The sequence below is a fragment of the Bradyrhizobium elkanii USDA 76 genome (assembly GCF_023278185.1).
In the GTDB taxonomy this organism is placed as follows: Bacteria; Pseudomonadota; Alphaproteobacteria; order Rhizobiales; family Xanthobacteraceae; genus Bradyrhizobium; species Bradyrhizobium elkanii.
In genome coordinates this window covers 1,242,129-1,263,822 of record NZ_CP066356.1, presented here as the reverse complement: position 1 = coordinate 1,263,822, position 21,694 = coordinate 1,242,129, and the positions used below count along the sequence as shown (strand labels likewise).

The 21,694-nt window shown below is 63.3% G+C and carries 25 protein-coding genes; 7 read left to right on the top strand and 18 right to left on the bottom strand.

Features of this window, described 5'->3' with window-relative positions; translation table 11 throughout:
* Positions 1 to 210: 210 nt before the first annotated feature.
* From JEY66_RS05950 to JEY66_RS05940, 3 genes are read left to right on the top strand one after another with little or no spacing between them, the layout of a single operon-like run.
* Positions 211 to 1,302, top strand: a complete 1,092-nt coding sequence (locus JEY66_RS05950) for an IS5 family transposase (RefSeq protein ID WP_038387925.1) — start codon at positions 211 to 213, stop codon at positions 1,300 to 1,302.
* The gene (locus JEY66_RS05945) at positions 1,302 to 1,646 is read left to right on the top strand and encodes a hypothetical protein (protein ID WP_018268887.1); all 345 of its coding nucleotides are present in this window, start codon (positions 1,302 to 1,304) and stop codon (positions 1,644 to 1,646) included. The genes JEY66_RS05950 and JEY66_RS05945 overlap by 1 nt, the downstream gene beginning before the upstream one ends.
* Positions 1,609 to 4,761: a DEAD/DEAH box helicase gene (locus tag JEY66_RS05940; protein ID WP_018268888.1), complete on the top strand. Its 3,153-nt coding sequence runs from the start codon at positions 1,609 to 1,611 to the stop codon at positions 4,759 to 4,761. Before JEY66_RS05945 ends, JEY66_RS05940 begins: the two co-directional genes overlap by 38 nt.
* Positions 4,762 to 4,811: 50 nt before the next feature.
* On the opposite strand, the gene JEY66_RS05935 is transcribed toward JEY66_RS05940, so the two are convergent.
* The 15 genes from JEY66_RS05935 to JEY66_RS05865 form a co-directional block, all read right to left on the bottom strand.
* Complete coding sequence (locus tag JEY66_RS05935) at positions 4,812 to 5,276, bottom strand: hypothetical protein (protein WP_018268889.1); 465 nt, start codon at positions 5,274 to 5,276, stop codon at positions 4,812 to 4,814.
* Between the two features lie 7 nt (positions 5,277 to 5,283).
* The gene (locus JEY66_RS05930) at positions 5,284 to 7,266 is read right to left on the bottom strand and encodes a conjugal transfer protein TraG (protein WP_018268890.1); all 1,983 of its coding nucleotides are present in this window, start codon (positions 7,264 to 7,266) and stop codon (positions 5,284 to 5,286) included.
* Positions 7,267 to 7,307: 41 nt separating this feature from the next.
* A complete protein-coding gene (locus JEY66_RS05925; protein ID WP_018268891.1) occupies positions 7,308 to 9,047 on the bottom strand; it encodes a relaxase/mobilization nuclease domain-containing protein in 1,740 nt (579 codons plus the stop codon).
* A gap of 551 nt (positions 9,048 to 9,598) precedes the next feature.
* Positions 9,599 to 10,687 carry an IS110 family RNA-guided transposase gene (locus tag JEY66_RS05920; RefSeq protein WP_018268892.1) on the bottom strand — a complete coding sequence of 363 codons (1,089 nt, stop codon included), beginning with the start codon at positions 10,685 to 10,687 and terminating at the stop codon, positions 9,599 to 9,601.
* A gap of 304 nt (positions 10,688 to 10,991) precedes the next feature.
* Positions 10,992 to 11,912 carry a lytic transglycosylase domain-containing protein gene (locus tag JEY66_RS05915; RefSeq protein WP_018268894.1) on the bottom strand — a complete coding sequence of 307 codons (921 nt, stop codon included), beginning with the start codon at positions 11,910 to 11,912 and terminating at the stop codon, positions 10,992 to 10,994.
* 4 nt (positions 11,913 to 11,916) lie between these two features.
* Entirely contained in the window at positions 11,917 to 12,252 is a 336-nt protein-coding gene (locus JEY66_RS05910; protein ID WP_018268895.1) for a DUF736 domain-containing protein, read from the bottom strand.
* Positions 12,253 to 12,286: 34 nt separating this feature from the next.
* On the bottom strand, positions 12,287 to 12,832 hold the full coding sequence (locus JEY66_RS05905; RefSeq protein WP_018268896.1) for a S26 family signal peptidase: 546 nt from the start codon (positions 12,830 to 12,832) through the stop codon (positions 12,287 to 12,289).
* Positions 12,829 to 13,347 (bottom strand): DUF2840 domain-containing protein, encoded by a 519-nt coding sequence (locus JEY66_RS05900; RefSeq protein ID WP_018268897.1) that lies wholly within the window; start codon positions 13,345 to 13,347, stop codon positions 12,829 to 12,831. The genes JEY66_RS05905 and JEY66_RS05900 overlap by 4 nt, the downstream gene beginning before the upstream one ends.
* On the bottom strand, positions 13,344 to 13,601 hold the full coding sequence (locus tag JEY66_RS05895) for a ribbon-helix-helix protein (RefSeq protein ID WP_018268898.1): 258 nt from the start codon (positions 13,599 to 13,601) through the stop codon (positions 13,344 to 13,346). The genes JEY66_RS05900 and JEY66_RS05895 overlap by 4 nt, the downstream gene beginning before the upstream one ends.
* A complete protein-coding gene (gene parA, locus JEY66_RS05890) occupies positions 13,598 to 14,236 on the bottom strand; it encodes a ParA family partition ATPase (protein ID WP_016841296.1) in 639 nt (212 codons plus the stop codon). The genes JEY66_RS05895 and parA overlap by 4 nt, the downstream gene beginning before the upstream one ends.
* The gene (locus JEY66_RS05885; protein WP_026191855.1) at positions 14,233 to 15,348 is read right to left on the bottom strand and encodes a replication initiator protein A; all 1,116 of its coding nucleotides are present in this window, start codon (positions 15,346 to 15,348) and stop codon (positions 14,233 to 14,235) included. The genes parA and JEY66_RS05885 overlap by 4 nt, the downstream gene beginning before the upstream one ends.
* Before the next feature lie 12 nt (positions 15,349 to 15,360).
* Positions 15,361 to 15,612, bottom strand: coding sequence for a helix-turn-helix transcriptional regulator (locus JEY66_RS05880; protein WP_016841292.1), 252 nt, complete (start codon positions 15,610 to 15,612; stop codon positions 15,361 to 15,363).
* A gap of 204 nt (positions 15,613 to 15,816) precedes the next feature.
* Entirely contained in the window at positions 15,817 to 16,332 is a 516-nt protein-coding gene (locus tag JEY66_RS05875) for a DUF2285 domain-containing protein (protein ID WP_018268900.1), read from the bottom strand.
* 61 nt (positions 16,333 to 16,393) lie between these two features.
* Positions 16,394 to 16,603, bottom strand: a complete 210-nt coding sequence (locus JEY66_RS05870) for a transcriptional regulator domain-containing protein (RefSeq protein WP_016841290.1) — start codon at positions 16,601 to 16,603, stop codon at positions 16,394 to 16,396.
* A 138-nt stretch (positions 16,604 to 16,741) separates the two neighbouring features.
* Positions 16,742 to 17,005, bottom strand: coding sequence for a DNA -binding domain-containing protein (locus JEY66_RS05865; RefSeq protein WP_026191856.1), 264 nt, complete (start codon positions 17,003 to 17,005; stop codon positions 16,742 to 16,744).
* 240 nt (positions 17,006 to 17,245) lie between these two features.
* Here JEY66_RS05865 and JEY66_RS05860 point away from each other — a divergent pair, with 240 nt between their 5' ends.
* Both JEY66_RS05860 and JEY66_RS05855 read left to right on the top strand, forming a co-directional pair.
* Positions 17,246 to 17,479 carry a helix-turn-helix domain-containing protein gene (locus JEY66_RS05860; protein ID WP_016841288.1) on the top strand — a complete coding sequence of 78 codons (234 nt, stop codon included), beginning with the start codon at positions 17,246 to 17,248 and terminating at the stop codon, positions 17,477 to 17,479.
* 164 nt (positions 17,480 to 17,643) lie between these two features.
* The gene (locus tag JEY66_RS05855) at positions 17,644 to 18,060 is read left to right on the top strand and encodes a hypothetical protein (RefSeq protein ID WP_016841287.1); all 417 of its coding nucleotides are present in this window, start codon (positions 17,644 to 17,646) and stop codon (positions 18,058 to 18,060) included.
* Between the two features lie 120 nt (positions 18,061 to 18,180).
* Here the strand turns inward: JEY66_RS05855 and JEY66_RS05850 are convergent, their stop codons facing one another.
* Entirely contained in the window at positions 18,181 to 18,507 is a 327-nt protein-coding gene (locus JEY66_RS05850) for a DUF736 domain-containing protein (protein WP_018268901.1), read from the bottom strand.
* Between the two features lie 1,326 nt (positions 18,508 to 19,833).
* Here JEY66_RS05850 and JEY66_RS05845 point away from each other — a divergent pair.
* Positions 19,834 to 20,112 (top strand): HU family DNA-binding protein, encoded by a 279-nt coding sequence (locus JEY66_RS05845; RefSeq protein WP_026191857.1) that lies wholly within the window; start codon positions 19,834 to 19,836, stop codon positions 20,110 to 20,112.
* A 275-nt stretch (positions 20,113 to 20,387) separates the two neighbouring features.
* Here JEY66_RS05845 and JEY66_RS05840 read toward each other — a convergent pair whose 3' ends face one another.
* Together JEY66_RS05840 and JEY66_RS05835 are read right to left on the bottom strand one after the other, a co-directional pair.
* On the bottom strand, positions 20,388 to 20,828 hold the full coding sequence (locus JEY66_RS05840; protein WP_018268904.1) for a hypothetical protein: 441 nt from the start codon (positions 20,826 to 20,828) through the stop codon (positions 20,388 to 20,390).
* 146 nt (positions 20,829 to 20,974) lie between these two features.
* Positions 20,975 to 21,142, bottom strand: coding sequence for a hypothetical protein (locus tag JEY66_RS05835; protein WP_018268905.1), 168 nt, complete (start codon positions 21,140 to 21,142; stop codon positions 20,975 to 20,977).
* Positions 21,143 to 21,454: 312 nt separating this feature from the next.
* On the opposite strand from JEY66_RS05835, the gene JEY66_RS05830 reads away from it, so the two are divergent.
* Positions 21,455 to 21,664 carry a hypothetical protein gene (locus JEY66_RS05830; RefSeq protein ID WP_016839907.1) on the top strand — a complete coding sequence of 70 codons (210 nt, stop codon included), beginning with the start codon at positions 21,455 to 21,457 and terminating at the stop codon, positions 21,662 to 21,664.
* The last annotated feature ends 30 nt before the right edge of the window (positions 21,665 to 21,694 follow it).

The window sequence follows — 21,694 nt, the reverse complement described above, 5'->3', positions numbered from 1 at the left end:
GGGGTCGCTCTGTACGCTGCCTTCTTGCGTGCGGATTTTGAACAACGTGCTGGAGCGGGCGGCCGAGTTTTGGGCATCCCACCGCGATCTGACGAGTCCAGACGCCTCCGAAAAATTGGCTAGACCCGACCTAGCAGGCTGTTGAAAAAGGTGCTCGCCGCCGACCAGCGACCGTGATTCATTGGCTCCGACGAGATTCGGAGATGGGGCGTGCGCGGCGGCGACAATCGAATGGGCGAGCTGTTCAGCTACGTCGATCTGGAGGCGCGGGTGCGGCGTGACCATCCGCTGCGAGCGATCCGGACGATCGTGAACGAGGCGCTGTCGACGCTGGAGCGCGAGTTTGCCGCGCTCTATTCGCCGATTGGGCGGCCGTCGATCCCGCCGGAGAAGCTGCTGCGGGCGATGCTGTTGCAAGCGTTTTATTCGATCCGCTCGGAGCGGCTCTTGATGGAGCGGCTGGAATACGACCTGCTGTTCCGCTGGTTCGTCGGAATTGGCGTCGACGACGCAGCCTGGGACCATTCGGTGTTCTCGAAGAATCGCGACCGGTTGCTGGAAGGCGACATCGCGGCCAAGTTCCTGGCGGCGGTGCTGGCGCAGCCCAAGGTGAAGAAGCTGCTGTCGAGCGATCACTTCTCGGTCGATGGCACGCTGATCGAGGCCTGGGCCTCGATGAAGAGCGTGAAGCCGAAGGATGGCTCTGGCGAGCCGCCGGCGCCAGGCGGCGGGCGCAATGCCGAAGCGGACTTCCATGGCCAGAAACGCTCAAACGACACCCATGCTTCGACCACCGATCCGGATGCCAGGCTCTACCGCAAGGGCAAAGGCAAGGAGACGAAGCTGTGCTTCATCGGGCATGGGCTGATGGAGAACCGCCACGGCCTGCTGGTCGACGCCTGCCTGACGCGGGCCGACGGGCATGCCGAACGGGTGGCCGCGCTGCACATGATCGAACCGCGTGCCGACCGGCCGACAGCGATCACGCTTGGCGCCGACAAAGCCTACGACGCCGAAGACTTCGTCAACGAGCTGCGCTCGATGAACGTGACGCCGCATGTTGCGCAGAACACCAGCGGCCGCAGCTCTGCGATCGACGGGCGAACGACCCGGCACGGCGGCTATGCCGTCAGCCAGCGCATCCGCAAGCGCATCGAGGAGGCATTCGGCTGGATCAAGACGGTCGCCGGGCAAGAGAAGACCCGCTTCCGTGGCCGTGAACGCGTCGGATGGGCCTTTACCTTCGCTGCCGCCGCCTACAATCTGGTGCGGCTGCCCAAGCTGATCGCGGAGGCCGGCTGATGGCCAAGGTGCCCGGCTTCGCCAAGGCCTTTGCTGGCCGCTGGCGCATCGTCGAAATGGACAACTGGGACGGCGACTTCCTCGACCTCGTCGACGAGGCGCATCTCACCTTCAAGGGCAAGTCCGACGGTGAAATTGCCTTCGGTGCGCTAAACGGCTTCCTCGATGTCCGCTACGGCGCGCGAGACGGTTCGGCCTGCGCGGAGTTCTCATGGGAAGGGCACGATGAGAATGACCCCGCCTGCGGTCGCGGATGGGCTATGATCGGCACGGCGGGCAGGCTCGTCGGTCACTTCTACATACACAATGGCGACGATTCAGCCTTCGTTTGCGAACGCGGCTGAGTTCTTCAACAGCCTGCTAGACGCGTTCGACGATGATGACCGAGTAACTTGGCTCTTCACCGTCGAGCTCGTGCGCTGCCTCGGGCTCCTGGCTGACAGTCTACGACGTGGGGATGATGAGCGCGGCGGCCGCGCGATGGAGAAGCTCAACGCCCTTGATGGAATGGCCGCGCGTGTTTTCAGCGACGACGCCTCGCTCCTCGTAGGACTGCTGAAGCAGGTAGCGGATGGCTTCAGACGCGCAAGCATCTATCGTCCCCTCAATGCGCTATCGGACCTCAATCCCGACCGACGTTCGAAGCTCCTGGCCTACGCTCGGGGACAATTCAGCCGGGGGCGCGGTATTCTCTGGACCTCGCAATTGCAGGGGCTGGAGCGCCTGTTGAGGGACAGTTCCTTTGCTCTTTGTACACCAACTGGATCTGGCAAAACGCTGGTCGCCAACATGGCGTTGGTCAAAGAGTTGCTGCTACGGGGGCACAAGGACGTCGCCCCCTTGGCAATCTATCTCGTGCCCTCGCGCGCCCTAGCTGGTGAAGTGGAGGCTAAGCTTCGAGGTGAGCTCGGCGATGAGATGATCGTCACCGGACTCTATGGCGGCGCGGACTGGGGCATCACGGATTATTGGCTGAGCGGTGAACAACCGACCGTGCTCATCGTGACGGTAGAAAAGGCGGATGCGCTGATGCGCTACCTTGGTCCCCTTTTGCTTGGGCGCTTGCGGCTTGTGGTCATTGACGAAGCACACCAGGTGGTTCCGGAGGGTGGGGAGAACACCAGGATCAGTTTTTCGGAGCACCGCAATCGCTCGCTCCGGCTCGAAAGCTTCATATCGCGCGTTCTCGCAAGGCGGCCGGACGTCGTGCGAATCGCGCTCACTGCGGTGGCGGGAGGCGCATCCCTGCCTGTAGCACGTTGGGTCGAGGGGCGGCCCGACGCTGAAGCCGTAGGAGTGCGTTATCGAAGCACTCGACAGGTTATCGGCGTTTTGGAAACAACACCGAACCGCCCGTGCCGGATCCTTCTCGATATCATGAACGGGCGACCGCTGTATCTGCGTGGCGAGGAGCAGCCCGTGTATCTCCGGCTTCGAATCGAACAAATGCCGCAATTGCCAGCGGGCATGCGGAATAGTCTCAATCGCTTCAATAGTCTAACCGTACTTTGGACGGCTCTTCACTTGGTCGAGGAAGATCAACGCATTCTTATCTCCGTAGCGCAGGAACCAGAACAGACGATGCGCTGGTTCAAGGAAGCTCTCGAACTGCCGACATGGGCGACAGCGCCTGGCTTCTCGGCGCCTGACGGGGAACTGCGCGGGCGCTACGACGAAGCACGGGCTGCTTGTATCGACTATTGCGGCGTCGACTCCTTCGAGCTCGCGCTCCTTGATCGGGGCATTGCGACGAGCCACGGCCAAATGCCGCAACGGCTTCGGCGCCTGATGACCGAAATGATCGAGGGGAGAATTTGCCCGATAACGGTCGCAACCGCGACATTGACAGAGGGAGTTAACCTTCCGTTCGACTTAATTCTTCTTTCGTCGCTGAAGCGGCGCTCTTGGGACGCAGAGAACGAGCAACAGATAATAACGCCACTTTCCACTGCGGAATTCCGCAATCTCGCAGGCCGGGCTGGACGGCCCGGAGCCGCCCGAGGGATCGAGGGTATGACGCTTATAGCGCTCCCAACCACGATCTCCACGACGGCAGACAGTTTCGTCGGGGTTCAGCGCAGGCAACGTCGTGATCTCGTGACAGACTATGAACAGCTCCGAACGGCGTTGCTGATCGAGGAACGCGATGCTGATGCGGTCGAGAGTCCGTTGGCCATGCTCCTGACCGCAATCCGCGATCGTGCAATCAGCGTTCTTGGGCTGCCGCCTAACCGATTTCTGGACTGGCTCGATCAGGTCCTTCCGCCGAATATCAGTCCCGAGGCTGGTGAGGGAGCGAGCGGACTTCGCGCTCGCCTAGCAGATAGTCTTGATGAACTTGACGGCGTGCTGCTCGCGGCGCTGGAGGAGGTCGCACGTGCAGACGAAGTGAGCATGACGGGCGCCGAAGCCGAAGCTCAGCTCATCGAACTATGGCGGCGAACGTTCACCGCGGTTGCTGCCGCCCAAGAAGAATGGATGGAGCAAGCGTTTATACGGCGTGGCCGCGCGGTGGTGGAAACCGTCTACCCGGACGCGGACGAACGTCGGCGTCTCTATCAATATGGCTTCTCTCCGATCGTTGGCCGTCGCTTCGAGGGGGTTGCTCCTCAAATCCGAGTTTTGATGGCAGCAGCACACAGCTACGGGGTTGATGATGCTAGCACCCGGCTGCGCGTATTCGAACAAATCGGGATGCTTCTCTCTAATGATCGCGGGTTCGGATTTCGGGTGCGCGCCACGGTCGGCGATCAGGCGCTGCTCGCAAACTGGCGGGACGTGCTGGCATGGTGGATGCAAGTAGCGGACGCCGCTGGACCTGATGCGGATCAGCTTCGGAGCTGGCAGCGCTTCGTTGCCGACAACCTCGAATTCAAGTTGGGTGTCGCCATAGGAGCGGTCGTCGCGCAGGCCTGGTCGGCAGGCGCGGGCGACCCCTACGCGGTACCGTCGCTTTCAGAGTGGCGCGTTACCACGGGTTTACCGTGGTTTGGCTTTTGGGCTCGCGAACTGCTGCGATGGGGCACACACGATCCGTTCGTCGCCTATGTGCTTGCACAAGGGCTAGCTCACACACGAGAGCGCGCTGCCGAACGTCGTGAAGAGTTCGAAACTTGGTTGCACGCAAACCACGTGGATATCGAGCCCGACGACTACATCGATCCGCAGCTTTTTCTCGAGTGGCAGAACAGCTTGCCCAGGCGAGAGCACGCCGCCGTACCATTTGCTCCGGAGACGGTCGAATTGACTGGAACCAATGGCGCGCGGCCACGATACAACGTGATACCTGTTCCCCACGGTGCCCGCGTTAGTTGGCTTGACCCCGCTGGCTTTGAGCTCGCAACGTCGAAGGATATTGCCGGCGCTTATGACAATAGTTCCATTCGGAACGACTACGAGCTTCGCGCCACGCAGCGCGGCGCCTCCGTGAACAGAACTTTTCGCGCAGGCGCTCAATAATCCGCTGAGACGAATGGGGCCGGAGCGGGGCTGGCGACTATTGCGGCTCCCTAATTACCTTCGGACCCCGCTGGTTCTGGGCGGGAATAAGACTGAACGCTATCCACGTCATCCGGGATCTCCTGCCTCAGCTGTGGCCCGTGGCTTAGTCGCCGGCCCAGCGCCGCGACGAAGTTATCATAACGCGCTCCGGCCTGTGCCCTCGCGGCCTTGGCGGCTGGTTCGGGGAGCGGCGGTGTCGTCGTGAGCCAGAAGCGGATGAAGAGAGCGATGGTCTCGACTGAAATCCCGACATCCCGCTCAAGCCGCGCGATCCGACGATCGATTTGGTCGAGGCGCTTGGCGGTGGCGGCCTCCCGCCGCTCGTCGGCGTCAGGCGACAGAAAAGACGCAATGGCGGCTTCGGCGATGAGCGACATCGGCTGCTCGCGCCGAGCGGCATAAGCCGACAGCGTCTTCATGACGTCCGGATCCAGATAGACCGACATCTGGGCTTTCTTCTTCGGCGCGGTCATGCCTGCCTCACAATCCAAGATCGTCGCCAGGATCGAGCGATGCCTGGCGCGCGACGCCCTGCATCATGTCGTTCATGCGCCTGATCCGCGGGGCATCTTCCTCGAGCTCGTCGGCAAAGTCTGGCGCGAACTCGTTGTCCAGCGGTTCCTTTTTCTCCACAGTGTCGCGGTCCAGCTCCGGCTGCTGCCGGCGGTCGGCGGTCTTCGGATCCTCTGCATCGTTCGCGTCGTCGGTCGACGTCGCAGGAGCCGTGGGGCGCGGCGGGAGTGGCCGTGAACTCCAATCGTCCGGCCGGTTGTCACGGGGGTTGGTCGGCGTCGGCGGCGCCATGATGCGCTCCTGGAAGCGTCCGTCCTCGTAATAGCGCGCCTTCTTCGCCCGAATCGGATGGAGACCCGACATCATGACGATCTCATCGGAGGGTGGCAGCTGCATCATCTCGCCGGGCGTCAGCAGCGGGCGGGCGGTCTCCGACCGCGACACCATCAGATGACCCAGCCAAGGCGCGAGCCGGCTGCCGGCATAGTTCTTCATCGCCTTCATCTCGGTCGCCGTGCCGAGTGCGTCGCTCACCCGCTTCGCGGTCCGCTCGTCGTTGGTCGCAAAGCTGACCCGGACGTGGCAGTTGTCGAGGATCGAGTTGTTGGGTCCGTAGGCTTTCTCGATCTGGTTCAGCGACTGGGCGATCAGGAAGCTCTTGATCCCGTAACCCGCCATGAAGGCTAGCGCGGACTCGAAGAAGTCGAGCCGGCCGAGCGCCGGGAATTCGTCAAGCATCAGGAGGAGCCGGCGCCGTCCAGCCTTGGCGAGGAGTTCCTCGGTCAAGCGGCGGCCGATCTGGTTGAGGATCAGGCGGATCAGCGGCTTGGTGCGGTTGATGTCCGACGGCGGCACCACGAGGTACAGCGTGGTCGGCCCGTCACCACCGACGATGTCGGTGATCCGCCAATCGCAGCGCCGTGTGACCTCCGCCACCACAGGATCTCGGTAGAGCCCCAGAAACGACATGGCGGTACTCAAGACGCCGGAGCGCTCGTTGCCGGATTTGTTCAGCAACTCGCGCGCAGCGGACGCGACCACTGGATGGACGCCGGCCTCGCCGAGATGCGCCGTCCGCATCATCGCGGTAAGCGTCGACTCGATCGGCCGCTTCGGATCGGACAGGAGGGCTGCGACGCCGGCGAGCGTCTTGTCCGGCTCGGCATAGAGGACGTGGAGAATCGCGCCAACCAGGAGCGCGTGACTGGTTTTCTCCCAGTGGTTCCGCTTCTCGAGGCTACCCTCCGGGTCGACCAAGATGTCGGCGATGTTCTGGACGTCGCGCACCTCCCACTCGCCACGGCGGACCTCCAACAGCGGATTGTACGCCGACGACTTCACGTTGGTCGGATCGAACAGAAGGACGCGGCCGTGCCGTGCGCGGAAGCCGGCGGTGAGCTGCCAGTTCTCCCCTTTGATGTCGTGGACGATCGCCGAGCCCGGCCAAGTCAGCAGCGAAGGGATGACGAGGCCGACGCCCTTGCCGCTCCGGGTTGGCGCAAAGCACAGGACATGCTCTGGTCCATCATGGCGAAGATAGGTCTGCTCCAACCGGCCGAGCACGACGCCGTCGGGCCCGAGTAATCCGGCCTGCTCGATCTCCTTTGCCTCGGCCCACCGCGCCGAACCATAGGTCTCGGCATTCTTCGCTTCGCGGGCGCGCCAGACCGACATGCCAATCGCGACCGCCGCGGCGATGATGCCGCCGGACGCGGCGATGTAGCCGCCCTCGATAAAGATTGAGGGTGCGTAGGCGTCGTAGGCATACCACCACCAGAAAAAGGCGGGTGGGAGATAGAACGGAAAATGGAGCAGCTCGAACCAGGGCTGCCCGAGCTGCGGCTGGAAGCCGAGCCGCCAGGCCGTCCACTCCGTCGCGGTCCAGATCGTCAGCAGGACGATCGCGAACACCGTGATGACCTGCCCCCAGAGAATCTTGGTCGCGGACATGACGGCCGTCCTTTCCTGACGTCGATGATTGGAGGGATCGTTCACAGGCCGAGCCCCCGGTTGCGCCCAAAACCCCAATCGATGCCGCCGTCGGCGCGGGCGACACCGGAGACATGCCGGCCGAGCTGCTTTTCGAGTGAGGGCGTCCAGGGCACGAGCTGGAAGCCGAGACCGTCGTCGATCATGGCAAAGCGGCCAGAGGCGAGCGCGAAGCGCTGCCGATAAGCACCGGCGACATGTTCGCCAGCAGCCGACGGGTTGAACGGCTGGCCGGTCTCGGCGGCGAGCTGCTTGCCGAGATCCTCTAACTCCCGACGGCGCAGCGTGCCGATCAGGTTCTTCGCAAATACCAGTCCGTGCGCTTGGCGCCCGGCGAGCCCCTGCTCGACGAGCTGCTCGGCGCGCCGTTGCAGGGCGCCGCGGACCTCGGCCCCGAAGCCGACCTGGCCGAGCGCCACAGGGTCGCGTGCGACGGCCTGGTGGTCGAGCCATGTCGCGCCGTTCGCCGTCACCTGCGCTTCGATCGAGAGGTCGGAACGGACGGCGAGCGCCACGCGACGCTGCCCTCTCGCGTCATCGAATTTGCGCAGCTCGACGATCGAGCCCGGTGCGCAGTCGCCGGCGGCGTCGAGATCGGGCAGCCTGATGTGGTGGCTGCGGCCGTCTACGCCATCGACCACGGCATAAGCGGTCCCCTTGAGTTCGTCGTCGAGACCGCGATCGACGAGGCGCCCGATGATGGGGACGTCGAGGCTTTCGCCCGCCAGCACGTAGCTCGCGGTCCCGCGCTCGATGCCGCGTTCGGTCAGGCTGCGGTGGATGCGTTTGATGATGTCGCCGCGTTCGCCGAGCTCGCGCAACGTCGTCTCGGCGGCCTCGTCCATGACCCATTGGCCTGGCCCGAGTTGATGCGCGAGGCCTAGGCTTTCCAAGCGTCGCATCCGGCCGACCTTCAACACATGGAACTGATCAGGTTGCTGCATCGGATTGGGCGCAAGGTCGACGACGCCATGCCGGCCTGCGTCGCGAACAAGCTGGCGGTCGAGCTGTGTCCAGCGTTCGGCTTCGACCTGGCGCTCAAGGGAGCGTTGGATGTCGAGGTCGGAGCGCAGCCCGAGTTCCTGTGTGACCAGATCTTGGGCGCGAGCGCGCATTCCTTCCTTGATGTAGTCGCGGGAGATGACGAGCTCCTGGCCGTCTTCGCCGACGCCGCGCACGATGATGTGGACGTGCGGGTGCTGGGTGTTCCAGTGATCGACGCCCAGCCAGTCGAGCTTGGTGCCAAGATCCTTCTCCATCTGGCCGACCAGCTCGCGAGCGAAGCCCTTGAGGTCGGCCATGTCAGGCGCGTCCTCGGGCGAGACGATGAACCGGAAATGGTGACGGTCATGCTGACAGCGCTCAGCAAAGGCCTTGGGATCGGCATCCTCGGTGTCCGGACCGAACAGATTGGCCTTCTCCCCGTCCCGGGTAACGCCCTCGCGCCGGAGATATCCGAGGTGCGCGGCGAGCGGCGCCGATCTCGCCCGATGCCGAACAACGCGGGCCTTGATCGTCACCAGACGCGAGCGTCCGGTGAGCAGACGGTTTGCCTGCACGCTGGCGACCCGACCTCGGCCGAAGCGCGAATGACGATGGTTGGCGAGCTGGCCCGTCCGCGAAATGCCGCCGCCGGCGCGCTGAGCGGCGGCAAGCGCCTGGGCGATAAATGGCTTGGCCCGCTGGCTCCGCGAGGAGCGGATGCGGCCAGGCCGAGGCTGAAAGTCGTTCTCTTCAGCCATCGGCAGCCTCGGCAATGTGCGAAAAGCAGAATCCCGGCAATGAGTTGATGGTAAGGCACACATTGCGCGTCGACGCCACACATTGCCGGGTCGGCAAAAAAGGAAAGCAACAACAACCGACCGACCGAGCCGCACATTGCGGCCTTTTATCTCGCCCTCTTAATCGGTCGTCTAAGTTGCTCGCTGTCACCCATTCTCGCTTCCTTTCTTTCTTGCGACAAGGCCCTCTGCGCCACGCCTGAACGCGATGCGCCACCACAACCGCGAGTCCCGGTGCGCCGTGCACTCTTCCGCGCTCGTCGACGGCGCAAAATCGCTGCAACAAGGCAGCGCGGATGCCGTCGCGGCGCACTTTTCCATCGGCATGACGGAGCCACATCACAGGCACTCCGGCGTGGTCCAGCTTGCACGTCAGGTGCGTGGCCACAGGCAAGATAGCGTGCGTTCCGTCGTCGTTGATCTGCACCAGGTCTCTTCCGCTTGTGGCGGAGCTCCGTGTTCAAATTGGCTACACTGCTCGGGTCATTGATCTGCCATCGGCTCGCCTCTGGTCATGCATGGGCTCCGAGCAGCTTGCGCTCCTTGGTGGCGGTACGTGCGTCGACGTCCGCCTGCGATGCGTCGGGATCGCCGCAATAAAATGTGCCGTCGACCCACATCGCATGCATGATCACGGCGAGCTTGCGCGCCACCGCCACCACGGCCTTGCGGTGCGAGGCGCGCCTGGCGATCGCCATGCCCCAGGTCTTGACCTTGTCCTTTTTCTTGTAGCGGGTCAGCAGCGCACTCGCCGCTTCATAGAGCGCGCGGCGCACATCGCCGTCGCCCGCCTTGCTGATCCGGCCCTGCACGTCGATCGAGGAGCCGGACTGCCAGCGCCGCGAGGTCAGGCCAAAATACGCCGCCACGTCGCGCGAGCGCTTGAAGCGCGAGGGATCGTCGACCGCGGTCATGAAGCTCAGCGCCGCGATCGGGCCGACGCCGGGAATCTGCATGAAGCGCCGGCACAGCGCATGGCCGGCGACCAGCTTGACCACCAGGTCGTGCAGCCGGCAGTACTGCTTCCACAGCGCCGCGCGCGCGGTCAGCATGGCGTCGATCAGCTCGGTGACCAGCGCATCTCCTGCCACCGCCTCGCGCACCGCTTGCGCAAAGCCGCCGCGCCCGACCCGGTTCAGCCGAATGCCGAACACCTTCAGCGAGTGCCGGATCGCGTTCTCCAGATCCAGAAACTTGCGCTTCAGATTGCGCCGGTGCGTCAGCAGCAGCCGCAGCCGGTAGCAGGCCGCGCTCTTGATATGGGCGCGCCGGAACCAGCCGGTGCGCATGATGTGGGCGATCCCGAGCGCGTCCGCCCGGTCGGTCTTGTTGCGCTGCGCCTTCAGCGCCGCGCGTACGTGCAGGGTCTCCAGGCAGACCGCCGGCAGGCCGAGCTGCAGCAGCTCCGGATGCAGCCAGGGCGACAGCGAGCCCGCCTCGTGGCCGAGCCGCCGCAAACCGCCGAGATACGGCGCAAGCGCCGCCTTGATCGCGTCCGGATCGGTCACCACCGCCGCCTCCAGCATCACCTTGCCCTTGTCGTCCACCACGCACACGGCCGTCTCGTCCATGCCGACATCCAGGCCACAGAAGTATTTCATCACACGCCTCCCGCGTTGCTGAGGCGGTGCACTGTGCGCGTCATTCATCGCGCAGACCACTTGCGCTGCGGCCGCAACTCCCGGCGCAGACCGATTACGGGCGGCCCTCGTTCGGTCGTTACCTGGTCGTCCCCCTCGCCTGCTCTTTGCTTTTCGCCGGTCAGCGCTGAAACACGCCTGAGCCCGAATTCGTATCGAAGCGCGGCGGAAAACCGCCGGGATACAGCAACGGTCCAGATGTTCGCAGCACGGATGCTTGCAAGCGTACGCCGATCTGGATTTTCATGTTGGCAATGCGGTGAAGTCATTGCGATCGTCCCGGTGTCGAGAGCGCGACGAACAGGCCTTCCGACAGCGGAGCGATGGCCGAGAGATCGTGCACTGGAACTGCAGCCGGCCTGTCGTGCGCTGGTCGATCGAATGTTGCTGGCGCGGAAGAGGACGGCCCGTCAGCGCGGCCGAAAAACAGCGGCGCCCGCGTCCAGGATGAACGAGAAGAGGCCGGGAGGAGGAGAGGCTCTGGCGTCCTCTCCGCATCGACAAAAGGGACGATGGCTGCGACATAGGCTTTGGTCTCCGCCGGCAGCGGACGATGTCTATCGCGAAACTCCTCGTAGCGGCCGGGACCTGCATTGTAGGCCGCGAGAAAACCCGGTGAGCCGTAGCGGTCGTGCAGTTCGCGAAGGAAGGCTGCACCAGCAAAGATGTTGTCACGGGGATCGAAGGGATCTCGTCCCAGACCGTACCGTGCGCGCATGTCCGCCCAGGTCTTGGGCATAAGTTGCATCAGACCAAGTGCGCCTTTCGGTGAGACGGCACGCCGATCGCCGTTGCTCTCGATGCGCATAACGGCGCGAATCCATGCAGTCGGAATGCCAAAGCGCAGCGCGGCTTCTGCCACATAAGTGACATAGCGGTCGCTCGCAGGTTGACCGCGCGCCGGCGCTCTCTCTGCGGACACTGCCGGCATCGTGCCGCCAATCATCAGCAGAACGGCTAGCAGGAACATGGCAAAGCCCGCCGCGTCTCCGCCATGACGCGAGCAAACCGTCATGCTCTCGTCCGTCAAGGGTATGCGCGGCGGGCCGCCCCGCCCTCGACCGCTGGTCTGCGCGGAGGCCAACTGACGTTCGAGCGGGACGACGGGGAGCGACGGCTTTCCTCCGAACAAAGAGGTGGACCGTTGATGCGCCTGGTTGCCGGTACGCGCGACAGGATCCTGCATGCGATCAGTCCCGTTCGGCGCGCTGGGGCAGACGATTCCAGTTCAGCGTCCAGGCCGATTTGTCGTCGCCCGACTGGAAGAGATTGGCGCGGATGGGCCGCGGAAGCGTCGGGTCGTCGATGATGAGCGAAACGTAATCGCCCGCCTTCTCTCCGGTGCGCTTCCAGCCCGCGCCGATCTCCGGGCCGTCGGCATCGCCGAGGCGGATGCGGTAGTCCGGCGCATTCTCGGTATCCAAGGATTCGGCTGGAGTGAGGATGAGAATCCGCTCGAAGAAAAGCGTTTGAATGCGCCCGGTGAAGCCGGACTTGTCGCGGGTGAACTGACCTATTTGCGACATGGGAATCCTCCTTGGTTGCTGGTTTGGAAGCGGGTCAATCGGTGGCGGCGCGCCAGACGAAGCGGCCGTCGCCGGCCTCGTCGGTCCAAAGCGGGATCGCGCGCGCCACGATTGAGGTGTCGGGGAGCGAGCCGAAATAGCGTCCGTCCAGGCTGTCCGGGACAGTCGGGTTCATGAGGAAGACCTCGCCCGGCTTGAGGGTGTGGCAACCGCTCCAACGCGGCAGCGGACGGCCCAGATGGTCCCTATCGTGGGCCGCGCCGACATCGACATGATCGACCGTGACGGCGTGGTCGGACCGGCACACGGTCTGCCCGGGCAGCGCCATCACGTGCTTCAGTATTGGCACACCGTTCGGAAGAAAGCCGCGATCAGCGAGGAAGCTCGCGATCGGCTCGGGTAGCCGCACCACGACCAGCTCCATGGCGTGCAACTCCCCAACCGGATGCAGCGCGTAAAACCCTGTCGGCGTGCTCGCGGTGGCGTTCCAGATCAGCTGCGGCGCGGGGTGAACGAACGTCAGGCTGCCGACGACCAGCGCCGCCATGTACGTCAACGTGAGATAGCCGAAGCGAGTCATGGCGTGACGCTCCGGCGCTTGAGCCATCCGACATGCTGCTCGCGCGTGTAGGCGCGCGGCTCATGACCGGCCGTGAGGCGGTTGTGGAGATGTCGCCAGTATTCCGGCGCGACGTCGGCCGGATCGATGTTGAGCGCCTCGATGGCGTCGACCGCTAGTAGCACACGTTCGACTTTCGGCCAGCTGTCGACACGCAGCAGGATCTCGCCGCCGGGCCGCACGAAGGGCAGCGTCTGATAGGGCTTACCGACCTCAATGGCACGCACGATATCCATGCGCGAGATGACAGTGCCGTAGTCGTTCGACGCCCAGCGCACGAAACCGAAGATGCTGCCGGGTGCAAAACTTGATATGCTGCGGCGGCGGTCGAGGATCTTCTCTTCAGTGCGCCGGCCGAAGCGCAGCCAATGCTCGATTCTCTTCTCGATCCAGGTTAGTTCGACTTGAGTGAGCGCAACGCCGCGCCGATGCGAGGGCGACACAGCACGCGGCGGCAAGGCCTCATTGTCGTTCATGACAGCTCTCCGGTATGTGAATGGGGAAATTCTCGCGCCAGCAATTCGCGCAGCATGTCGGCGACAGTGACGCCGCGCTGGAACGCAGCGACCTTGACGCGGCCGCGCAGCGTCGGCGTGACATCGATTGTCAGCCGCGCGGTGAAGGCCGCGGCATCATCCATGCGACGCGGCGGCGTGTCGCTGGCCTTGATCCAGCGCTCCACATCGCCAGGTCGCGACGCAAAACCGCGCTTGGTGGAGCGCTCTCTCATGGTGCGATCCTCGCGACCTCAGCGGCGAACGCGGCGATCTCGCGGGCGGCAGCGCTCTCTTCGGCAAGCTCGAAGACCAGTCGGCCAGACTGCGCGGCATCCGCGAAGACGACGCGTTGGCCAATGGTGCTGACGAGCACCGGCGGATCGTGATCGGCAAGCGCCTCGGTTGCTTCGCGGGCAATGACCGTGCGTGCGTCGCAACGGTTGAGCACAAAGCGCGCGGCAAGCTGTGGACGATAGATGCGGGCCTCGCGCAGCAGAGACAACATCTCCGCCGAGGCCCAGCCGTCGAGCGGCGACGGCTGCACCGGAATCAGCACGAGATCTGCTGCCAGGAGCGCCGAGCGCATCAAACCGGCAACGCGCGGTGGTCCGTCAATGACGACATGATCGGCGGTGCGCGCGATCTTCGGCACCTCGCGATGGAGCGTGTCACGCGCGAGGCTAACGACGCCGAACAGCCGTGAGACGTTCTCCCGCGCCCGCTGCTTCGACCAGTCCAATGCCGAGCTCTGCGGATCGGCATCGATCAGGGTCACACGCTTGCCGCGCAGCCCCCATTCACCGGCGAGGTGAAGAGCGAGCGTTGTCCTGCCGACACCGCCCTTCTGGTTGAGCACGGCGACAATCATCGCCTGCCTCCCGTCTTGCGGTCGAGAAGCGGCAGAGATGGTTGGCTTAGGTGCTTAGTGGGCCGCTCAGCGTCGGCCTCGGCGTTGTCCGCAAGACGCGCGGGCCCACTACAACGGTTAGATTCTACGTTAGATTCTATGTTAAGGTCCGGAATCACGGTTTCCGGCCAAAGCGTTAGTTGCGGTTCACGCGGGCGAAGTCCCGATAGGGCTGCGTGCGGAATCCCGATACTGTTTGCGTGCGAAGTCCCGAGTGCTTCCACAGCACTGTCCACAGGGGATGTGGATAATTTTGATGGCACAATGCGGAGCAGTTCGCTGCGCGCCTCGCGTTCGATGTGCAACTGGTAGCCGGGAAGCGGCTGGCGTACCGCGATGCGCCGGATCTGCAGCGCGAAATCCGAGACTCGCACCAGGCTGCCGGATTTCCTGTGGAGGTGTGCGATCTCGAACAACCATCCTTTTGGCTGGCGGCCGGCGTGCTTGCGCGCGACGCGGTAAAGCCAACGCTCGATCCCGCCGGTCAGGCTGAAGTAGGCCGGATCAATCGTGAGAACGAGTGAACGATCGATGACGCCGCGATAGAACCAGTCGGGGAGAACAAGTTCCATGCCTTCCACGCGACCGTCGCGCTGTGCACATTCCTCCCATTCGTTGATCCAGGAGAATTGGTGGCGCCGCCAATGCTCGCCCTGGCGGATGGTGGTGCGGATAACCGTCGCCTGCAGGCGGGCCAGCGCGCCCTTCAGGAGCTTGTAGTCGCGGGCCCCGGTCCGCCGACCGACTGCGGTCAGAAGTTGGTAAGGGGTGAAGCGCAGGAAACGCGAGGTCTTCAGACCGAGGTTCTCAGCCTCGACAATCTGGCTGGCTGCCCAAATCAGCACGTCGGCGTCCCAGATCGTCGCCATGCCGTGCTCGGAAACCGCATAAACCTCGACGCGGATGTCGCCGGCCTCATAAAGGATCGGCCTCGTCCGCTTGGCCTTGGCGAGTGAAAAGAACGGTCGCTCCATCAGATTGCGCTGATCGCGCGGGCTGGCGTCGCCGGTGGCGACAACGAACGGATCGAGCTTGCTTCGCTCGCTGGGAGTGATGAGGCGGCGCGACGACATGGCGAGCATTCCTTAACGATGCGCGTGGCCGGCGGCGCGGGCCTCGACGTAGCGAGGATCCGACGTAGAGCTGCAGGCGGCCTGATCGGCCCAGGCTTCGAGATCGCCGATGGCGTAGACAACGCGACCGCCGAGCTTGCGGAAGGTCGGGCCATTGCCATGGCAGCGATACTTCTCAAGCGTGCGCGGCGAGATGCCGAGGAGGCGCGCGGCCTCGGGGGTGCGCACGTAGCGGGTGGAGAGTTGCGCGGGCCTGTCGAGCATAGGAGATCTCCGTCTTGCCTCGAAGCGCCGCGGCCAAGTCGCGGCATGTCGGGGCCAAGGTGGCGGAGAGTTCAGGCGTTGGGGGTGGACGAAAATTTACCTGAGTGAATGTCCCCCCATAGCCGCAGTAAAGCGAACCGCGGCGCTGCATGCGGCGCGGGTTGCGTCATCACGGCGGATGGCCTGAAGGGATCGACGGGCAGGTCAGAGGCCTTGTAGGAATTTCAGATAGCCCCCTTCGACCAAGGCCCTCGAGTCGTAAATGAGCCGGTTCGCCTTACGGCGGGCATGCGAATCCTTCCACTCGACCGAACGACGCTGGGCGTGGTCGGAGGCGAGCACCTTCGCTGCCACGTCGCGCGGACCGCCGCCTAGGTCGAGGACGTCGAAGGTGTGAAGGAGCTGGATCAATCGCCGTTTCTGAAAGGACGTCAGCCGCAGGGCCGCTGGTAGAAGGCCGATACTCTGACCGCCAAGCAGGCGGACGAAGTGTAACGCGACGTCGAGCCGGAGCTCCGCCATGCTGTCGATCGGCAGAAGCACGGCGGGACGTCGTGTGCCCTGCTCGTCACGCAACCGAACATGAAGCTCACCCGATCCGTCCGCAATTATCAACTCGCGACCGTCAGGGTCCGTGCGCTCGAGGAGCGACTGCCCAAAAGCTTTGCGGTCGATGGAACGAAGAGCATCGAAGCCCGGCGGCGCGGGCTCCAGGATCAAAGTTCCAGGTGACGCCTCAGGCAGCCAAATGGTTGGTTCTTTCCCAACGGGAGCGGCGGGATCATGGGCGAAACCGCAACCTCCATCGACGTGCGAAAGTCGCACGGGCGGTCTCGGCATCAACGCCGTCACGCGCGATCTGGCGCTGCGTGTGGGCGAAGTCGCGGCGATAGTCAGCATTGCGGCGTAGGAATTCGAGGGCGAAGCCGGGGCGCTCAAGACGATTCAGGCGTTCGATGGTCTCCGGCGAGCGCCAGTACTCGGTGGGCATGGTGTTTCCTCTCGTTTCTTGTTCTGTCGTCCCGAACGAGGGACACGCCACGATCCGGAAAGACCGTCCAGTAAACTAGACCCAAAGGTTGCATCGCGCGTGATCGCAATTTGCGTAATACAGAGCACGAGAGCCTGCTCATTGCATCCGCGGTTCCAACAGATACCGATAACCTGCCTCCGTCATCCATCTGGCGCGAGCGAGGTGGCTGTCATGGACTCTTTTGGAGCGATCGGGTTCTCGAGCAGGGTCCAGACCGAAGATCATCTGGACGACTTCACGCCAGTCGGCCCCCTCTTCTTCAGCCATTAGCAACCGAAGATAAATTGCAAGATGTTGCTCGTCATAGGCGTTGACGCGGTCGGTCAACGGCGGCTGATCCTGGAATGCGATCTCGTCCATTGCAATGATCCCCCTTCCGGTCGAAGCGATGCGTTCCATAGTTCCATGTACTGCGAAACTGTCTCAGAATGCGAAATAATCAGAAGACTTTTTGTCGCGCCGCGATGCATGGGGCGCATCACGGCGCTCCCCGAAAGCGGCAAACCAGGCCCAACCCAGAAGAAATGAATAACACGGCGCTGCACGAATCGGAACGATCATTCCTGGAACGATCGTTCCGATGCACGTTCCCTGATCGCCATGGATCTCAAGGAGGTCATGGCGATCAATTTGCGTCGGATACGCCATGTGAAGAAGATGACGCAGGAAGAGTTGGCCGATAGCGCCGGACTGAGTGTCCGTTACATCGGTGCAATTGAACGCGCCGATGTATCGGCCAGCGTGACGGTACTCGGCCGAATCGCTGAAGCGCTAGGCGTCGAAGCAACCGATCTGATCAAACGAACGGCAGTTCATCCTCATCGGGCTCGCTGACAGAGTGTATTTGTGCTGCACCGTCGCACTGACACGTTGAGAACCAACTCCGCGTTGCGTCACGCACAAGTGGATGGGCAGCTCCGGGCAAATCTGCTCTGCTTGCAAAGGCACCTGCTAGCCAAAGGAACTAGAGGGCATGATTAGACGGATGGAGAGCCACTATGACCTTATACGAGCACTTGCCAGCCGACATCCGCGAAGTCGTGGACGCTTACGTCGCGGACCTCAGGTCCCAACCTTGGCGAATTCGCTTCCTCTTGCTGATTGATCTCCTTCAAGAGAAATTGGAGACCGGGGCCGCCGCTACGCAGTGGCGTCCGCTTCAAGAATGGACCGGCATAGTGACGGCAATGTTGGAACACTTGCCGCCTGACAGTTCGGTCGTCGAATGCCTAGGGCTGATGAGCATCAGCTTCAACGACCAATGGCGCGCTCAAGCGCTCGGCCAGATCGAGCGGGATCCCACGGTGCTGGATCGTTTGGTTGCAGTTTGTCCTGACTGGGAAGACATCGTCGAAACCGTTTTGGAAGCTCATCAAAAACGGCCGATTAAGGCGGGACAGGTCCGCGGTCGCTGATCGGTCTTTGCTCCGCCGTCCACGCCTGCTCCGTCGCCACGGACGGAGGCTCTGCGCGGCCAGCTCTTGAGCAAGGCGATGCCCCGCCCGGGCCAGCCGGGCGAGGCATCTTGGGTCGGATCAGTCGCCGTTGCGACGGCTGGGGCGGGACCAGATCAGGCTGAAGCCCTCACCTTCCTCGTCGGCGAAGAGGTTGGCGAAGATCGGAGCGGTGAAGCTCGGATCGTCGAGCTTGAGACCCAGATAATCGCGGCCCTCGTTGGAGCGCTTCGACCAGGCGGCCCCGATCTCCACACGGCCGACATAGATCCGGTGGCTGGGGGCGTTGTCGCCCGAGCGGCTGGTCTCGGGGACGATCCGGACGTTCCTGGCCTGGAGCGAGAGGGTGACGATTTCGCCGTTGAACTCGTTGTTGCCGGACTTCTTGAAGGTGCCGATGGTCGCCATGGTAGTTCTCCTTGATCTCTGTTTTCCGAGCCCGCACCTTGCGGCCTCGATGGTGATCGACAGGCCGGAGGCGATCGACGGCGCACCCCGCAGGGGCTCGACAGCAAAGGAGGAACTTTCTTGTCTTGCGCGAGGAATGACGGCGCAGCCGGCAGGGGAAGAAAGTTGTGACGCCGCTGTTGCGCCATAGGCGATCGAGGCTTCTTAGCCGGCCTTCGGCCAGATCCATCCATCGAAGAGGCCGTTTGGTGCGCTCGATCCGAACAGAGCTGACATCAAGGAGAATTTGGCGATAGCGAGTCCCACCGAGAAGCCGGCCCAATGAATTCAGTCGTGATTGGCTCTTTGTGCTGACAGGCGCAGATTTCCGCTTCCACGATCACTGCCTCGGCCACACGCTCCGCTCACGAGAGTCGCCGGCCGTACCTGTGATCCGCCGCTATTTGGTCGATCACTCACAACGATCGCCATCGTATCTGCCTCTCTGCGATGATCGGTCAAGCCTCGACGCTTAGGCCGCTCTCAATCCGGCTTCAAAGACAAGGACCGCGAGCACTCTGGGTGCCTGATCCAGTCCAGCCTTCCGGTGTGACGCTAGCAGGTTCCCGGCAAGATCAGCCCTGTTGGTTCGGGCGCGGTCATGCCGGTGAAGCGGATGAACGCCGTGGTGCTGACGGCAATCGCACAGACGGCAGCAGATATTGTGTACCAGGTCGGTGAAGGCATCGCCATCTGGACAATTCCATACGTGACGCCGTACCGGCGTCGGTGGCGGGCCCGACGCAACCTCACGAATGCCCTTTGTGACGTGGATATCTTATACCGGAGCAGGGTGGCGCGCGGATGGAACAGTGTGTGATCGTCGATTGATTGGCGCGATATTCAAGAGCGACGGCGGCGAAGGTCACATTTTCTTCAAGAACCACATACAATCTGTCGCCTGATCGTCGCGGCCGGATGTACGCCGTGGCATCACGGGGCCCCGGCTTTCATGCCGGGGTTTTTCGTTTTCAGCGAGTTCGAAAGTCTGCCACTGCAAGGCATTTTGGATTGGTTGAACTCGCCGATATTAAGCGCGCGCTACAAAAGAACCGCGCTAATTGTGACGAGCTCGCTCCGGCCATCACCCAGAAGAATGCAGCCAATCGCCGGCTTGCGCGCCAGACCCCGTCGCGAAAGCTGCCGACCTAAGCTGAATCTATGGGATAATTCGCGCAAGCGGCCAGGCCGCGTCTTGACGTGGCTGCGATGCGCGCTCCTCTATGCGGAGAGCGCCGAGGCTGCATGCAGCCGATTGCAACCGACATCCCCGAGGAACGCCACACCATGACCACTTCCGCTGAAATCGCCGACGAGATCGCCAAGGCGTACAATCTGCCAAAGGCGCAAGCCAAGGCCATCGTGGACGGTGTCTTCAAGTCTATCGCCGATGCAGCGGCGAGCGACGCTGAAACCAATGTGCCGGGCTTCGGCAAGTTCAAGGTGAAGCACACCCCGGAGCGCGAAGGCCGCAATCCATCGACTGGCGCGGCGATCAAGATCGCGGCGGCGAGGAAACTGACGTTCGCGCCGGCCAAGGCCCTCAAGGATGCGCTGAACGGCTAAAGGCAGGGGCGCAAGGCCGGGCCCCTTGTTGGCCCCCTTGTCCGAGGGTTCTCGATGCGGACCAGCCGTGCCTTGAGGAAGGCGAGCGTGCGGATCGGACCGGTCAACTCGTTGTTGCCGGCCTTCCGGAAGGTGTTGATGGTCGCCACAGTGTCTTCCTTGATCTCTGTTTCCGCGCTCGCACCATCAGCGCTAAGCCGCGCTTAGCGCAGGCTCGATGATGAAGGCTTGGTGCCAGCCTGGATGCCTGGACGGGCCCCATCGTCGTGCCGATATCAGCCACGCGCCAAGCGCTGCTTGGCTGGTCCGCCTGCGGCCATTCCGGTGAGGCGGACGAAGGCCGTGATGCTGACGGCAATGGCCCCGACGACCCCGAAAATCGTCTGCCAGGCGGGTGAAGGCATCGCAATCTGGGCGATTCCGTGCGCCGCGCTGTAACCGGCGAAGGTAGCGGGCGCAACATAGAGGAGGATGATCAGGAGCCGGAGCCAGGTGCATGTCACGAAGGCGAGCGCGAGTTGGCCGATGCCGAAGGTTGCGCCGCCCGCTACGAGAGCCACCGCGATGCCGCCGAGCACGCCAGCCCCCGTATGGAAGGCCCACATGCCGATCGTCACGCCAGCGAAGAAGGGCAATGCGCAGACGGCAAGCGTGAAGAGCAGCCAGCCGAAGAAGCCGATAGCGAGGATAACGAGCAGTGGTCCGAAGATGGTCATGGTGGTGGGCTCCGTGCGATAAAGGCCTGACGGTCGCGCCTTCCACCACCACCTCGGCGCGAGAATGAGTATAGCTGCAGACAGGCGCCAGCGGGAGCGATAATCCCGCTGGCCTTGCGCAGTCCAACTCGCGTAGCGATGCACCTTCATGGTTGGAAGGGATCGAATTCGTGAACGATGGCGGCGGGATCGCCATCGTACTCACCGGACGGCATGACGCCGTAGGCGCCTGTGCCAGACTGGAAGACGACGACACAGACCATGAGAGTGGTGGCGAGATTCCAGCCGTTGGCGAATGCGAGGGCTTGAGACATTGATCCGGCTCCTGTGCTGAGGCGGGGACCATCCCCGCGCGACAGGCGCCCGATGTGTCGGGCCGAGGGCCGCAATCACCGCGCAGACGAAGACGGAGCGGCGGCACGCTCACGCGTAAGCCGACCCCTTGTGGGTTGATGGCGTCAGGCCTCTCGGTCCGACCAAGGATCAGCGCCGATAGACGCGGGGTGGCGCCCGCCGGCAGGAGACGTGTCTCGCAACCTGCTGCATCGGCGCATATCGTTGCCTTCATCAGCCGTTGGCTGATCGGTTAAAGTGCATTGCGACTTGGCATGATGGAGAGAGGCGCCATGGCGGAATTCACGGAGCGCGACCTGCATCTGGTGAAGAAGGCGCTCGCCATTGCAGTGCTGGCGATCGAGCGGCAGCCGGGGCCGCTTCAATCGGTGTCTGACCAGAGCGACATGAAGGCCCTGCTCGACGATCTGATCGAGAACGATGCGGAGTTGGCGCACTATGCCCGTGTGGCGCGGATCGCCGTAACGGGTGAGCCGGACTGAAAAGCGGCGTTGCGGAAAGCCGGCCATCCG